The organism is Streptomyces sp. NBC_00104 (genome assembly GCF_045160825.1).
Lineage (GTDB): Bacteria > Actinomycetota > Actinomycetes > Streptomycetales > Streptomycetaceae > Streptomyces.
On record NZ_CP108215.1, the window covers coordinates 8,128,115 to 8,145,455 of the forward strand.

Here is a 17,341-nt window from a genome sequence, read left to right on the forward strand (position 1 = left end):
CCCCGCTTGCGTTTCTGCTACGAGCACAGTGACATCACGGTGACAGGGTGTGGCGACGGGCGGGGTGCGGCTACGATGACCGGCACAAGGACGGGTGGCGCGAGGGAGTCGTCCCCTGGGGTGACGCCGAGTGGTGTCACGTCGAGTCCTGCGGACAGGGGAGGCCCCAAGCCGGGGCGAGGAGGACGGGCCATGGTGCAGAAGGCCAAGATCCTCCTGGTCGATGACCGGCCGGAGAATCTGTTGGCGCTGGAGGCCATCCTCTCCGCGCTCGATCAGACACTGGTGCGGGCATCGTCCGGGGAGGAAGCGCTCAAGGCGCTGTTGACGGACGACTTCGCGGTCATTCTGCTGGACGTCCAGATGCCGGGAATGGACGGTTTCGAAACGGCCGCGCACATTAAGCGGCGCGAACGGACCCGGGACATCCCCATTATTTTCCTCACCGCCATCAACCACGGACCGCATCACACGTTCCGTGGGTACGCGGCAGGTGCGGTCGACTACATCTCGAAACCGTTCGACCCCTGGGTGCTGCGCGCCAAGGTCTCCGTTTTCGTCGAGCTGTACATGAAGAACTGCCAGCTCAGGGAGCAGGCGGCGCTGTTGCGGCTCCAGTTGGAGGGTGGCGGCAAGGGGGCGGCGGGCGGTTCCAAGGAGCCCTCCGGCGGCATCCTCGCCGAACTCTCCGCGCGGCTCGCGGCCGTCGAGGAGCAGGCGGAGGCGCTGTCCAAACAGCTCGACGACGACTCCGCGGACGCCGCCGCGGTGGCCACCGCGGCCCATCTCGAACGCAAACTCACGGGCCTGCGCAGGGCGCTGGACGCGTTGGAGCCGGGCACGGGCGGGCACCCGTCGGTGCCGTCGCAGAACTGAGCATGTTCCGGAGCGCGGGCCGGGGTCGCACAAGTGGCCCGGGCCCGCGTCCGGTTGTGACCGGTGATCGTGGGGGATGAGGGTCTGTCTGTCCGCGTCAGCTTCGGGGCTCCACGAGCGCGACACGAACGGGTGAAGCAGTGGGCACACGTGTCGGTTGTGGTCTCCACCGGTAACCTCACACTCATGGCCTCACGTCAGTCCGCAGCGAAGAAGCCGCCCGCGAAGAAGGCGGCCGCTCCGACGAAGGCTTCGGCGAAGAAGGCCCCCGCGAAGAAAGCCGCCGCCAAGAAGGCGACGGCGAAGAAGACGGCCCCTCCGAAGCCGGCGCCCAATCCCACCGGAGGCGTGTACAAGCTCGTACGCGCCGTCTGGCTCGGTGCCGCGCACGCCGTCGGCGCCGTCTTCCGTGGCATAGGGCAGGGCGCGAAGGGTCTCGACCCGGCGCATCGCAAGGACGGCGTCGCGCTCCTGCTGCTCGCCCTCGCCCTGATCGTCGCCGCCGGTACCTGGTCCAATCTGCGCGGCCCGGTCGGCGATCTCGTCGAGATGCTCGTGACCGGTGCCTTCGGCCGGCTCGACCTGCTCGTGCCGGTACTGCTCTCGGTCATCGCCGTACGGTTCATCCGGCACCCCGAGAAGCCGGACGCCAACGGACGCATCGTCATCGGTCTGTCCGCGCTCGTCATCGGCGTCCTCGGCCAGGTCCACCTCGCCTGCGGCTCGCCCGCCCGCAGCGCCGGCATGCAGGCGATAAGGGACGCCGGGGGGCTCATCGGCTGGAGCACGGCCACGCCGCTGACGTACACCATGGGCCAGGCCCTCGCCGTGGCGATGCTCGTGCTGCTCACGGTCTTCGGGCTGCTCGTCGTCACCGCGACACCGGTCAACGCGATCCCGCAGCGGCTGCGGCTGCTCGGGCAGAAGCTGGGCATCGTCGCGGACGACGAGGACGAGTACGCCGAGTACGGCGAGGACGACTCCCGCTACGACGAGCAGTGGCGCGACGCGCTTCCCGCGCGCCCCCGCCGACGCGGCTCGGCTCCCGAGGCGTACGACCCCGACTCCGCCGAGCAGGAGGCCCTCACCAAGCGCCGGCCGAGGCGCTCCGCCGTACGGCAGCCCGACCCGAACCGGCCGATGGACGCCGTGGACGTGGCCGCTGCCGCCGCTGCCGCGCTCGACGGGGCCGTGCTGCACGGGATGCCGCCCTCGCCGGTGGTCGCCGACCTCACCCAGGGCGTGAGTGTGGGGGACCGGGAGGAGACCACCCCCGTCCCGGCCGCGCGCAGCAGGACGCCCCAGCAGGAACCCCCGGCCGCCAAGCCGCCCAAGGGCGCCAGGCAGGACGCCCTGGTGCCGGACCTGACCAAGCAGGCCCCGGACGAGCCGCGAGAGCTGCCGGCGCGCGCCGAACAGCTCCAGCTCTCCGGCGACATCACCTACTCCCTGCCCTCGCTCGACCTCCTGGAGCGGGGCGGCCCCGGCAAGACGCGCAGCGCCGCCAACGACGCCATAGTGGCCTCCCTCTCGAACGTGTTCTCCGAGTTCAAGGTCGACGCCTCCGTCACCGGCTTCACCCGCGGGCCGACGGTCACCCGCTACGAGGTCGAGCTGGGCCCGGCGGTCAAGGTCGAGCGGATCACCGCGCTCACCAAGAACATCGCGTACGCCGTCGCCAGCCCGGACGTACGGATCATCAGCCCGATCCCCGGCAAGTCGGCCGTCGGCATCGAGATCCCCAACACCGACCGCGAGATGGTCAACCTCGGCGACGTACTGCGCCTCGCGGACGCGGCCGAGGACGACCACCCGATGCTGGTCGCGCTCGGCAAGGACGTCGAGGGCGGCTATGTGATGGCCAATCTGGCGAAGATGCCGCATGTGCTCGTCGCAGGCGCGACCGGCTCCGGTAAATCGTCGTGCATCAACTGCCTGATCACCTCGGTCATGGTCCGCGCGACCCCCGAGGACGTCCGTATGGTCCTCGTCGACCCCAAGCGCGTCGAACTGACCGCGTACGAGGGCATCCCGCACCTGATCACGCCGATCATCACCAACCCCAAGCGGGCCGCCGAGGCGCTCCAGTGGGTCGTGCGCGAGATGGACCTGCGCTACGACGACCTGGCCGCGTTCGGCTACCGCCACATCGACGACTTCAACGAGGCCATCAGGAACGGCAAGGTGAAGCTGCCCGAGGGCAGCGAGCGCGAGCTCCAGCCGTACCCGTACCTGCTGGTGATCGTGGACGAGCTGGCCGACCTGATGATGGTCGCGCCGCGGGACGTCGAGGACGCGATCGTCCGCATCACCCAGCTCGCGCGCGCGGCCGGCATCCACCTGGTGCTCGCCACGCAGCGGCCGTCCGTGGACGTCGTCACCGGTCTGATCAAGGCGAACGTGCCCTCGCGGCTCGCCTTCGCCACCTCCTCGCTCGCCGACTCGCGGGTCATCCTCGACCAGCCCGGCGCCGAGAAGCTGATCGGCAAGGGCGACGGGCTGTTCCTGCCGATGGGGGCCAACAAGCCGACCCGTATGCAGGGCGCGTTCGTGACCGAGGACGAGGTCGCGGCGATCGTCCAGCACTGCAAGGACCAGATGGCGCCCGTCTTCCGGGACGACGTCACCGTGGGCACCAAGCAGAAGAAGGAGATCGACGAGGAGATCGGCGACGACCTCGACCTGCTGTGCCAGGCGGCCGAACTGGTCGTCTCCACGCAGTTCGGATCGACCTCCATGCTCCAGCGCAAGCTGCGCGTCGGCTTCGCCAAGGCCGGGCGACTCATGGACCTCATGGAGTCCCGGGGCATCGTGGGGCCGAGCGAGGGCTCCAAGGCACGTGACGTTCTTGTGAAACCCGACGAACTGGACGGCGTGCTGGCCGTGATCCGGGGGGAGACTGAGGCATAAGGGCCGCAGCGGGACCGCGGAGGGGCGCACCGCAGGGAAAACCGGTTGTCCGACGGGCGGAACACGGATGGGATTACGGCATCCGGGTATTCGAACGTGACTCACCCGTAAGGAAATGGTGAGCAACCGTTTCCCTTCGGCGTACGTCAAGTTGGACGAGGGGACAGCCCCGTGCCCCACCCTCACCACCAGCAGGATGACCGGCCATTCTGATGGCGTACAAAGTCCCACCGCCCGGTTGCCCCACCCTTTCGTACCCCCCCTAGACTGAACCTCCAGCACAGGTGGCTACACGCTCGAAAGGCGCCCCCGTGTCCATCGGCAACTCCCCTGACGGCAACTTCCCCGAAGACGAGCGTCCGTTCGAAGACGACCGTGACGAACGCCTGGCGGAACGCCCCTCGATCGGTCGTGCCCTCCAGCAGGCACGCATCGCGGCCGGGCTGACCGTCGACGACGTCAGCAACGCCACCCGGGTCCGCATCGCCATCGTGCACGCGATCGAGCAGGACGACTTCGCCCCCTGCGGTGGCGACGTCTACGCGCGCGGTCACCTCCGCACCCTCGCACGCGCGGTGCGCATCGATCCCGTTCCGCTGCTCGCGCAGTTCGACGAGGCGCACGGCGGGCGGCCCGCGCCCACCCCGGCGGCGCCGCTGTTCGAGGCGGAGCGCATCCGTCCCGAGCGGCGCGGCCCCAACTGGACCGCCGCCATGGTCGCCGCGATCGTCGCGGTGATCGGCTTCGTCGGCTTCACCGCGTTCAACGACGGTGACGACGGCGACACCACACAGGTCGCCGAGGGCTCCACGCCGACCACCAGCAAGCCCGCCTCGCCCACGCCCAAGGCCGACAAGCCCGACGCCGACCCGAAGCCCGACCCGACCGACAGCGCCATCGCGGCCGCGCCCCGCGACAAGGTGACCGTGCAGGTCAGCGCCTCCGACGGCCGCAGCTGGATCTCCGCCAAGGACCACAACGGCCGGCTCCTGTGGGACGGCCTCCTCAAGCAGGGCCAGTCCAAGACCTTCCAGGACAGCTCCAAGATCGACCTCGTCCTCGGCGACGCCGGAGCCATCCAGCTCTACGTCAACGGCAAGAAGATCAAGGACGACTTCCGGCCCGGCCAGGTCGAACGCCTGACGTACACGAAGGGCGACCCGGAGGTCGGCTGAGCCTTCGGTACGTCCGCGCCAGCGGACGTACGGACGACCCAGAGAGAACGCGGGTACGGGGTTGGCCAAGATCGGCCAACCCCGTCGACGTGGGCTGTCAGCGGGACGAAGTAGTCTTGAGCCCATGCCTGAACGCCGTACCGTCGCACTCGTCACTCTTGGCTGCGCCCGTAACGAGGTGGACTCGGAGGAGCTCGCAGGCCGCTTGGAGGCGGACGGCTGGGAGCTCGTCGAGGACGCCGAGGAAGCGGACGTCGCGGTCGTCAACACCTGTGGCTTCGTCGAAGCCGCCAAGAAGGACTCCGTCGACGCGCTCCTGGAAGCCAATGACCTCAAGGGTCACGGCAGAACCCAGGCCGTCGTCGCGGTCGGCTGCATGGCCGAGCGGTACGGCAAGGAGCTCGCCGAGGCGCTGCCCGAGGCCGACGGCGTGCTCGGCTTCGACGACTACGCGAACATCTCCGACCGCCTCCAGACCATCCTGAACGGCGGCATCCACGCCTCGCACACCCCGCGCGACCGGCGCAAGCTGCTGCCGATCAGCCCGGCCGAGCGCCAGGAGTCGGCTGCCGAGGTCGCGCTGCCGGGGCACGCCCCCGTCGACCTTCCGGACGGCCTCGCTCCGGCCTCCGGGCCGCGTTCGCCACTGCGCCGCCGCCTGGACGGCTCGCCCGTCGCCTCCGTGAAGCTGGCCTCGGGCTGCGACCGCCGTTGCTCCTTCTGCGCCATCCCGTCCTTCCGCGGCTCCTTCATCTCGCGCCGCCCCTCGGACGTGCTGAACGAGACGCGCTGGCTGGCCGAGCAGGGCGTCAAGGAGGTCATGCTCGTCTCCGAGAACAACACCTCGTACGGCAAGGACCTGGGCGACATCCGGCTGCTGGAGTCCCTGCTGCCCGAGCTCGCCGAGGTCGACGGCATCGAGCGGGTGCGCGTGAGCTACCTCCAGCCCGCCGAGATGCGGCCCGGCCTCATCGACGTGCTCACCTCCACACCCAAGGTCGTGCCCTACTTCGACCTCTCCTTCCAGCACTCCGCCCCCGCCGTGCTGCGCTCGATGCGCCGCTTCGGCGACACCGACCGCTTCCTGGAGCTGCTCGACACCATCCGCGGCAAGGCCCCCGAGGCCGGCGTGCGGTCCAACTTCATCGTGGGATTCCCCGGCGAGACCGAGGACGACCTCGCGGAGCTGGAGCGGTTCCTGAACGGCGCGAGACTGGACGCGATCGGCGTCTTCGGGTACTCCGACGAGGAGGGCACCGAGGCGGCGACGTACGAGAACAAGCTGGCCGAGGACGTGGTCGCCGAGCGGCTCGCGCGGGTCTCGCGGCTGGCCGAGGAGCTGGTCTCGCAGCGCGCCGAGGAGCGCGTCGGGCAGACCGTGCGCGTCCTCGTCGAGTCGGTCGACGGGGACGAGGGTGCGTACGGTCGTGCCGCGCACCAGGCGCCCGAGACGGACGGCCAGGTGCTGTTCACGAGCGGTGAGGAGCTGAGCGTCGGCCTTGTGGTCGAGGCGAAGGTGGTCGCCACGGAAGGCGTCGATCTGGTGGCCGAGGTACTCCCGGGCTCGCTCGGCTCCCCCGTGTGTCCTGAGGAGGCGGCCAGATGACGGGAGCCCCGGCATCCGCGGCGGGCGGCACCTCCGGCGCCAAGGGCGTGACGAGCGCCTCCGGCGTTCCCGGCGCCCCGGGCGCTGCCGGAGAGACGCGGCCCGTGCGTGGCGGGAAGCTGGGAGCTGCCGCCGTCAACCAGGCCAGCCTCTGGAACATCGCGAACATCCTGACCATGGTCCGTCTGGTCCTCGTACCGGGCTTCGTCATGCTGATGCTCATGGACGGCGGGTACGACCCGGTCTGGCGGGCCTGGGCCTGGGCGGCCTTCGCCGTCGCCATGATCACCGACATCTTCGACGGCCACCTGGCCCGGACGTACGACCTGGTCACCGACTTCGGGAAGATCGCCGACCCCATCGCCGACAAGGCGATCATGGGTGCCGCGCTGATCTGTCTGTCCTACCTCGGCGATCTGCCGTGGTGGGTGACCGGAGTCATCCTCGGCAGGGAACTCGGGATCACGCTGCTGCGTTTCATCGTCATCCGGTACGGAGTCATCCCGGCGAGCCGCGGCGGCAAGCTGAAGACCCTCACGCAGGGCATCGCCGTCGGCATGTACGTCCTGGCGCTGGAGGGGCCCCTGGCCACCCTGAGGTGGTGGGTGATGGCCGTGGCGGTCATCCTGACCGTAGTGACCGGACTCGACTATGTGAGACAGGCCATTGTGCTGCGCCGGAGCGGAACGGCCGAGCGCGAAGCCGCGGCGGAGGGAGCGGAACGTTGACCTCCACGGCCGCCGAAGTGCTGCGACTACTGACGGTGAGGGGCGAGACGCTCGCCGTCGCCGAGTCGCTGACCGGCGGTCTGGTCGCGGCAGCACTCACCGCGGCCCCAGGGGCCTCCCAGGCGTTCCGGGGCTCGGTCACCGCCTACGCCACCGAGCTGAAGCACCAGTTGCTCGATGTCGACGAGACCCTCCTGGACCAGCGTGGAGCGGTGGATCCGCAGGTCGCGGCCCAGATGGCGGACGGCGTCCGCAAGGCGCTCGGCGCCGACTGGGGAATTTCGACCACCGGGGTCGCCGGCCCGGAGCCGCAGGACGGCAGGCCCGTCGGCGTGGTCTATGTGGCCGTCGCCGGGCCGTCCGCAGCCGATTCCGGCGTATCAGGTGGCGGGAAAGTGTCGTCGTTGCGGTTGAACGGCGGCCGGGCGGAAATCCGTATGGAGAGTGTACGGAGCGTACTCGCACTGCTTCTTCAGGAGCTTGCGGGCGAACAGACCGGGAATGAGCGGGCACAGGATACGGAACAGAACGGGGGGACTTGATGTTTGCAGCCCTGAGTGAACACAACAGCGCTCCCCGCACGGCCGCAGCGCGAGGCGGTACGGTGGGGCGTGAAGGATGCGGCTACGCGGTCCGAGGAGGGAGCCACCGATGATTCTGCTCCGTCGCCTGCTGGGTGACGTGCTGCGTCGGCAGCGCCAGCGCCAGGGCCGTACTCTGCGCGAAGTCTCCTCGTCCGCCCGAGTCTCACTCGGCTATCTCTCCGAGGTGGAGCGGGGGCAGAAGGAGGCTTCCTCCGAGCTGCTCTCCGCCATTTGCGACGCGCTGGACGTACGGATGTCCGAGCTCATGCGGGAAGTGAGCGACGAGCTCGCCCTTGCCGAGCTGGCCCAGTCCGCAGCGGCCACCGAGCCGGTGCCAGCACCAGTGCGTCGACCGATGCTCAACTCCGTCTCGGTGGCCGGTGTGCCACCGGAACGGGTCACGATCAAGGCGCCCGCCGAAGCGGTGGACGTCGTCGCGGCGTGAGCCGCGTGTATGTGCGTGAGGTTCGGCGCGCGCCGGTGAAGAAGTAGAAGCGGAAGCGGGAGCCCCGGGCGGGGCCTTCAGGGAGACCTGGGGGCACCGGCCGGGGCTTCTGTGTTGCCTGCGGCTCCCGTTTGCCGGGGTGGTGGTGTGCGGTCATGGTGGAGGAGCGGGCTCGGGGCGTGCGCGCGATGCGTGCGTGCGGCCGCGGTAGAGCGCACAGAGTCGTACGGGCGCACAGGGTCGTACGGCGTCCCAAGAAACCGGAGCGTGCTGATGTACGTGGTGAAGAGCCCGCTGTCCGAGGCCGATCTGAAGACCGTCTCCGAGGCGCTGCAGGGCGCCCTGGTCGATCTCGTCGACCTCTCCCTCGTGGCCAAGCAGATCCATTGGAACGTGGTCGGGCCGCGCTTCCGCTCGGTCCATCTCCAGCTCGACGAGGTCGTGGACACCGCCCGGCTGCACTCCGACACCGTCGCCGAACGCGCCTCCACCCTCGGTGTCTCGCCGGACGGGCGGGCCGGGACAGTGGCCGGGAGCAGCGGTATCGGCGCGGCCCCGAACGGCTGGGTCAAGGACGCGGACGCCGTGGGGACCCTGGTGGACGCGCTCGGCGCGGTGATCACCCGGATGCGGACACGGGTGGAGAGCACCGCGGAGGCGGATCCGGTGAGCCAGGACATCTTCATCGGCATCACGGCGGATCTCGAGAAGCACCACTGGATGTTCCAGGCGGAGAACGGGTAGAGCGGCGGCGGACGCGAACGGGTGCCGGCCTGCCGCGCGCCTCGTGACCGGTGGATGCGGTGGGGGCGTGACGACGGCGGTGAGCGGCTGCGGGGCGCATCGGGTGCCCCGTGGGCGCGGTCCTCGTGAGGGGGCCGTGCGTCCCTGTGCCGGTGGTGCGCCCTCTCCGGCCGTGACGAGGGCCGTCTAGCGTCGTTCTGGGGGCCCGGAGGCCTTGGAGGTGGCGGCCATGCGAATAGTTCGCTGGGGGGCGGCTCTGGGTCTCGGTGCGCTGTGGTGGTGGGGTGTGCTGCGACTCGCGCTGGTGCCGGATGCCGGCGCGCTGGAGGGGGCGGTCGCGGCCGGAGGGTGGGGGCTGAGCCTGCTGCCTGTGCACTGCGTACCGAAGGGGCGGGCGCTGGGACGGTCGGGGGGCGCGTCAGGGGGCGCGGGGGGTGGCCCGGTTCTGGAGGACGCGGTGGGGGCCGTGGTCACCAGGGCATGGCCACCCCGCCGTTCGGACGGAGGATCTGGCCCGTGGTGAACGCGGACGCGTCGGAGGCGAGGTGCAACACGGCGTGTGCGATGTCCTCGGGCTCGCCGACCCGGCCCAGCGGTGACAGCCTGGCCATGAAGGACTCCGTCCTCGCCTGTGCCTCGCCGCCGTTGCGGTCGGTCATGGGTGTGCGGATCCAGCCCGGCGCCACCGCGTTGACGCGGATGCCGTGCGCCCCGACCTCGGTCGCCAGGGTCTTCGTCAGCTGGACCACCGCCGCCTTGGTCACGCCGTAGCAGAGCAGCCCCGGGCCGCCGGTGTCGACGGCGCCGGAGGCCATGGTGACGATGCTGCCGCGCGTCCCGTCGGTGATCATCCGGCGGGCCGCCTCCTGGCAGGCGTGGAGCACGCCCTTGAAGTTGACGCTCCACACCCGTTCGAGATCCTCGTCCCGGGTCTCCAATACCGGGCTGCTGTGCATGATCCCGGCGATGGCAGCCATCACATGGAGCCGCTCGCAGGCGGCCACCGCCCGCGCGAGCTGGGCGCGGTCGGTGACGTCGAGGTGGTGGATGTGGGCGGTGCCGTTGCCGGCCTTGATCAGGGTCGCCGTCTCGTGCAGGCCCTGTGCGTCGCGGTCCGCGCAGTGCACGGTGGCGCCGGCCTCGGCGAGCAGGACGGCCGACGCGCGGCCGATACCACTGCCGGCGCCGGTGACGAACGCGGTGCGGCCGGTGAGGTCGTACGCCGGGATGGGCATGAAGTTGACGGTACGAGCGTTTCTGACGGCCCGTCAATTGGCTGTGCGGCGTTGGGAACGGGAAGTCGGGCGGGATGCCCTCGTGGCGCCCGGTGCCGGGGCCGGGCCCGCCTGGCAGGTGGGGCACCAGTAGGTGGGGCGTTCTCGGGAACCGTCGCCCTGGTCGGCCACGCGGACGGGGGTCTGGCAGAGCAGACAGGGGCGAGGGGCCCTTCCGTACACGAACAGGTCGTGCCTGCGGTGGCCCGTCGTGCTGCGGATCGGGCGGTCGCGGTTGGCTTCGAGAAGCTTCTTGGCGAGGGTGGGCAGCCGGGCGGCGAGGTCCTCCGGGAGGGCACCGACGGGGAGCCAGGGGGTGACCCGGAGCAGGAAGCAGAGCTCGCTCTTGTACACATTGCCGATGCCGGCGAGGTTGCGCTGGTCGAGGAGTGCCTCGCCGAGGGGGCGGGCGGGGTCGCTCAGGAGGTTCGTGAGGGCCCGGTCGGGGTCCCAGTCCGGGCCCAGCAGGTCGGGGCCGAGGTGGCCGACGGCACGGTGTTCGTCGGTGGTGCGGATCAGCTCCAGTACGGGCAGGCGGTAGCCGACGGCCGTGCGGTCGGTGGTGCCCAGGATCGCGCGGATCTGGTGCGCCGGGCCGCCGCGCCAGCGCTCGTCGTTGGCGTACACCTTCCAGGAACCGTCCATCCGCAGGTGCGAGTGGAGGGTCAGGCCGCCTTCGATGCGGGTGAGGAGGTGCTTGCCGCGGGGCGTCACGTCGAGGACGGTACGGCCGGTGAGGTCGGCCGTGGCGTACCTCGGTACGCGGAGGTCGGAGCGGGACAGGACCTTGCCGGCGAGGGCGGTGTGGAGTCGTCTCGCCGTTTGCCAGACGGTGTCACCTTCGGGCATGGGTCAAGGGTGGCACGGGTGGAGGGGGCATGGGCGGAGGGGTGTGGGGGCGGGGCGGCTGATGGCTCGGGGGGTTCGGTCGGTCGGTGGGTGCGGGTGGTGTGGGGCTGGTCGCGCAGCCCCGCGCCCCTGATGGGGCGGGGGCTTTCGTGGGTCGTCGCTCGGTGGTCATGGGTGGTCATGAGTGGTCACGCTCGGATGCGTAGGCCGCGTGGGGTCGCGATGAAGCCTGCTCCCTCCAGGAGGGGGCCGTACGGGGAGGTGAGGGCGGAGGTGCCGTTCACGCGTTCCACCGTGACCGTGCCGAGGGAGCCTGCGCGGGCCGCAGCGGACAGGGCTTCGGCGGCCGGACGGAGGCGTGGATCGTCGGTGGGCCGGGCGTCCGGGTCGGCGGGCCAGGCCAGCAGGGTCTTGCCGCCACGCTCCATGTAGACGGTCAGCTCGCCGTCGACCAGGACGACCAGCGAGCCTGCCTTGCGGCCCGGTTTGTGTCCGGCTTCGGTGGGCGGCTCGGGCCAGGGAAGGGCGGCGCCGTAGGCGTTCGCGGGGTCGGCGGCGGCGAGGACGACGGCTCGGGGGGAGGGGGCGGGGCCAGTGCGGTGCGGGGTGTGGCCGGCTCGGCGGTGGGGGCCGGTTCGACCGAAGGGCCCGCCTTGGCTGTCGGGGCTGCCGTGGCTGTGGGGCGCGCCCTGGTCGTATGGGCTGGGCTCGCCGGGGGTGCCGTCCGGGGCGAGGAGGGAGTCGGAGTCGGAGAAGGTGTCCCAGGGGTCCAGGGCCTGGGCCGTGTCGTGGTCTCCGCCGAAGCCGTTCGGGGTGGGGCTCGGCAGGGGCTCGTTTCGTTCGCGGGCGTTGGACACCGCGCGTAGGCGGTCCACGGCGCCGTCCATCGCGAACTGGGCGGCGCCCAGGCCCTCCACGACGTAACCGCGGCGGGCCTGGCCGCTCTCCTCGAAGACGGAGAGGACGCGATAGACCGCGGAGAAGCCGCCCTCGACGCCCTCGGCGGCCACCGCGCCCCGGGTCACGACGCCGTGGCGGTCGAGGAGGGTGCGGGCCAGGGCGTGGGCGCGAACGGTGGGGTCGGGCTCGTGGACCGGGAGCAGGGACCAGCGGCCAGCGACCGTGGGCGGGCCCGTACGGGACTGGGGGCGTGCGGCGGCGGTCAGGGAGCCGTACCGGCCGCGCGGGACCGTGCGCTTGGCGCGGTGGGCGGTGGAGCCCGCGGTGCGGCCCGAGCCCAGGAGCGAGCGCATGGGGGTGAGCGTGTCGTTGGTCAGCCGACCGGACCAGGCCAGGTCCCAGACGGCGTCGGCCAGTTGGGGATCGGAGGCGTCGGGGTGGGTGGTCGCGCGGACCTGGTCGGCGATCTGGCGGAAGAAGAGGCCGTAGCCGCCGGAGAGGGCGCTCAGGATCGACTCGTGGAGCGCGGTCAGTTCGAGCGGGTGCGGGGGCGGGAGGAGGAGCGGGGCCGTGTCCGCCAGGTACAGCGAGACCCAGCCGTCCTTTCCGGGGAGGGCTCCGGCGCCCGCCCAGACGACTTCGCCGGCCGCGGTGAGTTCGTCGAGCATCGCGGGGCTGTACTGGGCGACCCGGGAGGGCAGGACCAGCTTCTCCAGGGCGGAGGCGGGGACGGAGGCGCCCTGCACCTGCTCGATCGCGCGCACCAGGCCGTCGATGCCCCGTAGCCCGTGCCCCCCGCCCACGTGCTGCCACTGCGGCAGGAACTGGGCGAGCGCGGCGGGCGGCACCGGCTCCAGCTCGTGCCGCAGCGCTGCCAGCGAGCGGCGGCGCAGGCGGCGCAGCACGGCCGCGTCGCACCACTCCTGGCCGATGCCCGCCGGGTGGAACTCGCCCTGCACGACACGGCCGTTCGCCGCCAGGCGGTGGAGTGCCCCGTCCGTGACGGCCGTGCCGAGGCCGAAGCGGGCGGCGGCCGTGGCCGAGGTGAACGGCCCGTGCATGCGCGCGAACCGGGCCAGGAGGTCGCCGAGGGGATCCTTGACCGGCTCGGTGAAGGCCTCCGGGACACCGACCGGCAGAGCTGTGCCGAGAGCGTCCCGCAGGCGGCCCGCGTCCTCGATCGCCGCCCAGTGGTCGGTGCCGGCGACGCGGACCCGGATGGCGCGGCGGGCCCCGGCCAGCTCCCGCGCCCACTGCGGCTCGGCGCCGCGCTCGGCCAGCTCGGCGTCCGTGAGCGGTCCGAGCACGCGGAGCAGGTCCGCGACGCCTTCGACGTCCTTGATGCGGCGGTCCTCGGTGAGCCACTGGAGCTCCTGCTCCAATTCGGTCAGGACCTCGGCGTCGAGCAGCTCCCGCAGCTCCGCCTGGCCCAGCAGCTCGGCCAGCAGCCGGGAGTCCAGCGACAGGGCGGCGGCGCGGCGCTCGGCGAGCGGGGAGTCGCCCTCGTACAGGAACTGGGCGACGTACCCGAAGAGGAGGGAGCGGGCGAAGGGGGAGGGCTCCGGGGTGGTGACCTCGATGAGACGGACCTTGCGGGATTCGATGTCGCCCATCAGCTCGGTGAGGCCCGGGACGTCGAAGACGTCCTGGAGGCATTCGCGGACCGCTTCCAGGACGATCGGGAACGAGCCGAACTCGCTGGCTACCTGCAGCAGTTGGGCCGCGCGCTGACGCTGCTGCCACAAGGGCGTGCGCTTGCCGGGGCTGCGGCGGGGCAGCAGGAGCGCGCGGGCGGCGCACTCGCGGAAGCGGGACGCGAACAGCGCCGAGCCGCCCACCTGGTCGGTGACGATCTGGTCGACCTCGCCCTTGTCGAAGGCGACGTCCGCCGCGCCGAGGGGAGCCTGCTCGGCGTCGTACTCCGTGCCCGCCTTCATGGGCTCCATGTCGAGCAGGTCCAGGCCCATCAGGTCGGCGTCGGGCAGGCGCAGCACGATGCCGTCGTCGGCGTGCATGACCTGGGCGTCCATGCCGTACCGCTCGGAGAGCTTCGCCCCGAGGGCGAGGGCCCAGGGGGCGTGGACCTGGGCGCCGAAGGGGGAGTGGACGACGACCCGCCAGTCGCCCAGCTCGTCGCGGAAGCGTTCGACGACGATCGTGCGGTCGTCGGGCACGTGGCCGCATGCCTCGCGCTGTTCGGCCAGGTAGGAGAGCACGTTGTCCGCGGCCCAGGCGTCGAGTCCGGCGGCCAGCAGGCGCAGCCGGGCGTCCTCCTCGGACAGGGAGCCCACCTCGCGCAGGAACGCGCCGACCGCGCGGCCCAGTTCGAGCGGGCGGCCCAGCTGGTCGCCCTTCCAGAAGGGCAGGCGGCCCGGGACGCCCGGTGCGGGGGAGACCAGCACCCGGTCGCGGGTGATGTCCTCGATACGCCAGGAGCTGGTGCCGAGGGTGAAGACGTCCCCCACCCGGGACTCGTACACCATCTCCTCGTCGAGCTCGCCGACCCGGCCGCCGCCCTTCTTGGGATCGGAGCCCGCGAGGAAGACCCCGAAGAGGCCGCGGTCGGGGATCGTGCCTCCGGAGGTGACCGCGAGGCGCTGGGCGCCCGGCCGTCCCGTGATCGTGCCGGCCACGCGGTCCCACACCACGCGCGGGCGCAGCTCCGCGAACGCGTCGGACGGATAGCGGCCCGCGAGCATGTCGAGGACGGCCGTGAACGCGGATTCGGGGAGCGAGGCGAACGGGGCGGCGCGGCGGACCGTGGCGAGGAGGTCGTCGAACTGCCAGGTGTCCATCGAGGTCATGGCGACGACCTGCTGCGCCAGTACGTCCAGGGGATTGCCGGGGACCCTCAGGGACTCGATGGAGCCGGTGCGCATCCGCTCGGTGACCACGGCCGACTGGACCAGGTCGCCACGGTACTTGGGGAAGACCACGCCCCTGGAGACGGCGCCCACCTGATGCCCGGCACGGCCCACGCGCTGCAGGCCGGAGGCGACCGAGGGTGGCGACTCCACCTGGACGACGAGGTCCACCGCGCCCATGTCGATGCCCAGTTCGAGGCTGGAGGTGGCGACCACGGCCGGCAGCCGGCCCGCCTTCAGGTCCTCCTCGACCAGGGCGCGCTGCTCCTTGGAGACCGACCCGTGGTGGGCCCTGGCGAGGACCGGGGGCGCACCCTGCGCCGCACCCGAGCCGCCCATCAGCTCCGCCGGGGCGTGGTGCTCGTCCAGGGGCACACCGGTGGCACGCTCGTACGCGATCTCGTTGAGCCGGTTGCACAGCCGCTCCGCGAGGCGGCGGGAGTTGGCGAACACGATCGTGGAGCGGTGGGCCTGGACGAGGTCGGCGATCCGCTCCTCGACATGCGGCCAGATCGACGGCCGCTCCGCGCCCTCGCTGCCGTCGGCGACCGGGGAGCCGCCCAGCTCGCCCAGATCCTCGACCGGTACGACGACGGAGAGGTCGAACTCCTTGCCGGACGGGGGCTGGACGATCTCCACCCGGCGGCGCGGGGAGAGATAGCGGGCGACCTCGTCGACGGGACGCACGGTGGCGGACAGGCCGATACGGCGTGCGGGCCTGGGCAGCAGCTCGTCGAGCCGCTCCAGGGAGAGCGCCAGGTGGGCGCCGCGCTTGGTGCCCGCGACCGCGTGCACCTCGTCCAGGATCACCGTCTCTACGCCCGTGAGCGCGTCGCGCGTGGCCGACGTCAGCATCAGGAACAGCGACTCGGGGGTGGTGATCAGGATGTCCGGCGGGCGCGTGGACAGGGCGCGGCGCTCGGCGGCCGGGGTGTCCCCGGAGCGGATGCCCACCTTCACCTCGGGCTCGGGCAGCCCCAGACGCACCGATTCCTGCCGGATACCGGTCAGCGGACTGCGCAGGTTCCGCTCCACGTCCACCGCGAGCGCCTTCAGCGGTGACACGTACAGCACCCGGCAGCGCTTCCTCGGATCGGCCGGGGGCGGGCTCGACGTCAGCTGGTCCAGCGCGGCGAGGAACGCGGCCAGCGTCTTGCCGGAGCCGGTCGGGGCGACCACCAGGACGTCCGAGCCCTCGCCGATCGCCCGCCACGCCCCGGCCTGGGCCGCGGTGGGCGCGGAGAAGGCCCCCGTGAACCAGCCGCGGGTCGCGGGGGAGAAGCCGTCGAGGGCCCGATCTGCGGAGCTGACCATGCCCCCATCCTGCACCCGGCCACTGACAATGGCCCGGGCCTGCGGAAACGGCATGGAGCGGGCGGGCAGAGGGAGGCGGGGGAGGTCCGTGAGGCCGGGCGATCCGCGCTGCTCGCGGGGGCGCAGAATGAGGGGTATGGCGGGTTCGGTGGAGCGTGCGAGGCACTGGCGGTACGCGGAACTGCCCGGGGTCGACCTGCTGCGGGCGAGCTACGTCGAGAAGAAGTTCGTGCGGCACACCCACGAGAACTTCGTGATCGCGGCCATCGCCGACGGCGTCGAGGTGTTCCACCACGGCGGCGCCGACCAGTACGCGGGCCCGGGCACCCTGGCTCTGGTGAACCCCGACACCCCGCACACCGGCCGCGCCGGCGTGCCCGAGGGCTGGCGGTACGGCGCCGTCTATCCGTCGCCGGACGTGGTGGCCGAGATCGCCGCCGAGACCACCACGATCCGCGGCACCCCCGGCTTCGTGAGCCCGGTGCTCGAAGATCCCTACGCCGCGGGCCTCGTCCATCAGGTGCTGCGGGCCGTCGACGAGGGCAACGCGCTGGCCGCCGACACCGTGCTGCGGGTCGCCGTGACCCGGCTGCTGCGTCTGAACGGCGGGCCGCTGCCCCAGCGTGCCGTCCGCACGGCCGGCGCCCCCGTCGCGGCACGCGCGCGTGCCGTGCTCGAGGAGCGGATGGCCGACCCGCCGACCCTGGAGCGGCTCGCCGCCGACCTCGGCACCAGCCCCTTCGCCCTCCTGCGGGCCTTCCGCACGGCCTACGGCATGCCACCGCACACCTGGCTGACCGACGCCCGCGTCCGCCGGGCGCGGAGCCTGCTCGACGCGGGCACCGCTCCCGCCGCTGCCGCCGTCGCCGTCGGCTTCACCGACCAACCGCACCTCAACCGCCACTTCAGCCGGATCGTGGGCGTGCCTCCGGGCGCCTACCAGCGGGAACGCAGGGGTGGTACCGGCGGCGGGCGGGAGCGCGAGGACGCCGTACGGGCACACACGGACGACGTGCGCGGGCGCAAGAACGTACAAGACCCATAGGGGCGGCTGCTCGTACCGTCCGTGGCG

At 71.9% G+C, this 17,341-nt stretch carries 13 protein-coding genes; 10 read left to right on the forward strand and 3 right to left on the reverse strand.

Annotated elements, in window-relative coordinates:
- Positions 1–192 precede the first annotated feature (192 nt).
- The 9 genes from OG272_RS35730 (at position 193) to OG272_RS35770 (ending at position 9,591) form a co-directional block, all read left to right on the forward strand.
- Complete coding sequence (locus OG272_RS35730; RefSeq protein WP_326576431.1) at positions 193–876, forward strand: response regulator; 684 nt, start codon at positions 193–195, stop codon at positions 874–876.
- Positions 877–1,062: 186 nt separating this feature from the next.
- A complete protein-coding gene (locus OG272_RS35735) occupies positions 1,063–3,786 on the forward strand; it encodes a DNA translocase FtsK (RefSeq protein WP_327727565.1) in 2,724 nt (907 codons plus the stop codon).
- Between the two features lie 311 nt (positions 3,787–4,097).
- Positions 4,098–4,961, forward strand: a complete 864-nt coding sequence (locus tag OG272_RS35740; protein WP_328224148.1) for a RodZ domain-containing protein — start codon at positions 4,098–4,100, stop codon at positions 4,959–4,961.
- Positions 4,962–5,085: 124 nt separating this feature from the next.
- Positions 5,086–6,567 (forward strand): 30S ribosomal protein S12 methylthiotransferase RimO, encoded by a 1,482-nt coding sequence (gene rimO, locus OG272_RS35745; RefSeq protein WP_326576425.1) that lies wholly within the window; start codon positions 5,086–5,088, stop codon positions 6,565–6,567.
- Entirely contained in the window at positions 6,564–7,295 is a 732-nt protein-coding gene (pgsA, locus tag OG272_RS35750) for a CDP-diacylglycerol--glycerol-3-phosphate 3-phosphatidyltransferase (protein ID WP_327727563.1), read from the forward strand. Before rimO ends, pgsA begins: the two co-directional genes overlap by 4 nt.
- Positions 7,292–7,837, forward strand: coding sequence for a CinA family protein (locus OG272_RS35755; protein WP_327727562.1), 546 nt, complete (start codon positions 7,292–7,294; stop codon positions 7,835–7,837). Before pgsA ends, OG272_RS35755 begins: the two co-directional genes overlap by 4 nt.
- 109 nt (positions 7,838–7,946) lie before the next feature.
- Positions 7,947–8,324: a helix-turn-helix domain-containing protein gene (locus OG272_RS35760; RefSeq protein ID WP_005481441.1), complete on the forward strand. Its 378-nt coding sequence runs from the start codon at positions 7,947–7,949 to the stop codon at positions 8,322–8,324.
- A gap of 273 nt (positions 8,325–8,597) precedes the next feature.
- Positions 8,598–9,068, forward strand: a complete 471-nt coding sequence (locus tag OG272_RS35765; protein ID WP_326585592.1) for a DNA starvation/stationary phase protection protein — start codon at positions 8,598–8,600, stop codon at positions 9,066–9,068.
- A gap of 229 nt (positions 9,069–9,297) precedes the next feature.
- Positions 9,298–9,591, forward strand: a complete 294-nt coding sequence (locus tag OG272_RS35770) for a hypothetical protein (RefSeq protein ID WP_326576415.1) — start codon at positions 9,298–9,300, stop codon at positions 9,589–9,591.
- Here OG272_RS35770 and OG272_RS35775 read toward each other — a convergent pair.
- From OG272_RS35775 to OG272_RS35785, 3 genes are all read right to left on the reverse strand, one after another.
- Complete coding sequence (locus OG272_RS35775; protein ID WP_326576413.1) at positions 9,539–10,303, reverse strand: SDR family oxidoreductase; 765 nt, start codon at positions 10,301–10,303, stop codon at positions 9,539–9,541. The two genes, OG272_RS35770 and OG272_RS35775, sit on opposite strands and share 53 nt — an antisense overlap.
- 33 nt (positions 10,304–10,336) lie before the next feature.
- Complete coding sequence (locus OG272_RS35780) at positions 10,337–11,191, reverse strand: DNA-formamidopyrimidine glycosylase family protein (RefSeq protein WP_327727561.1); 855 nt, start codon at positions 11,189–11,191, stop codon at positions 10,337–10,339.
- 188 nt (positions 11,192–11,379) lie between these two features.
- On the reverse strand, positions 11,380–16,269 hold the full coding sequence (locus tag OG272_RS35785) for an ATP-dependent helicase (protein ID WP_328224150.1): 4,890 nt from the start codon (positions 16,267–16,269) through the stop codon (positions 11,380–11,382).
- A 136-nt stretch (positions 16,270–16,405) separates the two neighbouring features.
- Between OG272_RS35785 and OG272_RS35790 the strand changes: the two genes are divergently transcribed.
- A complete protein-coding gene (locus tag OG272_RS35790) occupies positions 16,406–17,314 on the forward strand; it encodes an AraC family transcriptional regulator (RefSeq protein WP_326576408.1) in 909 nt (302 codons plus the stop codon).
- Positions 17,315–17,341 lie beyond the last annotated feature (27 nt).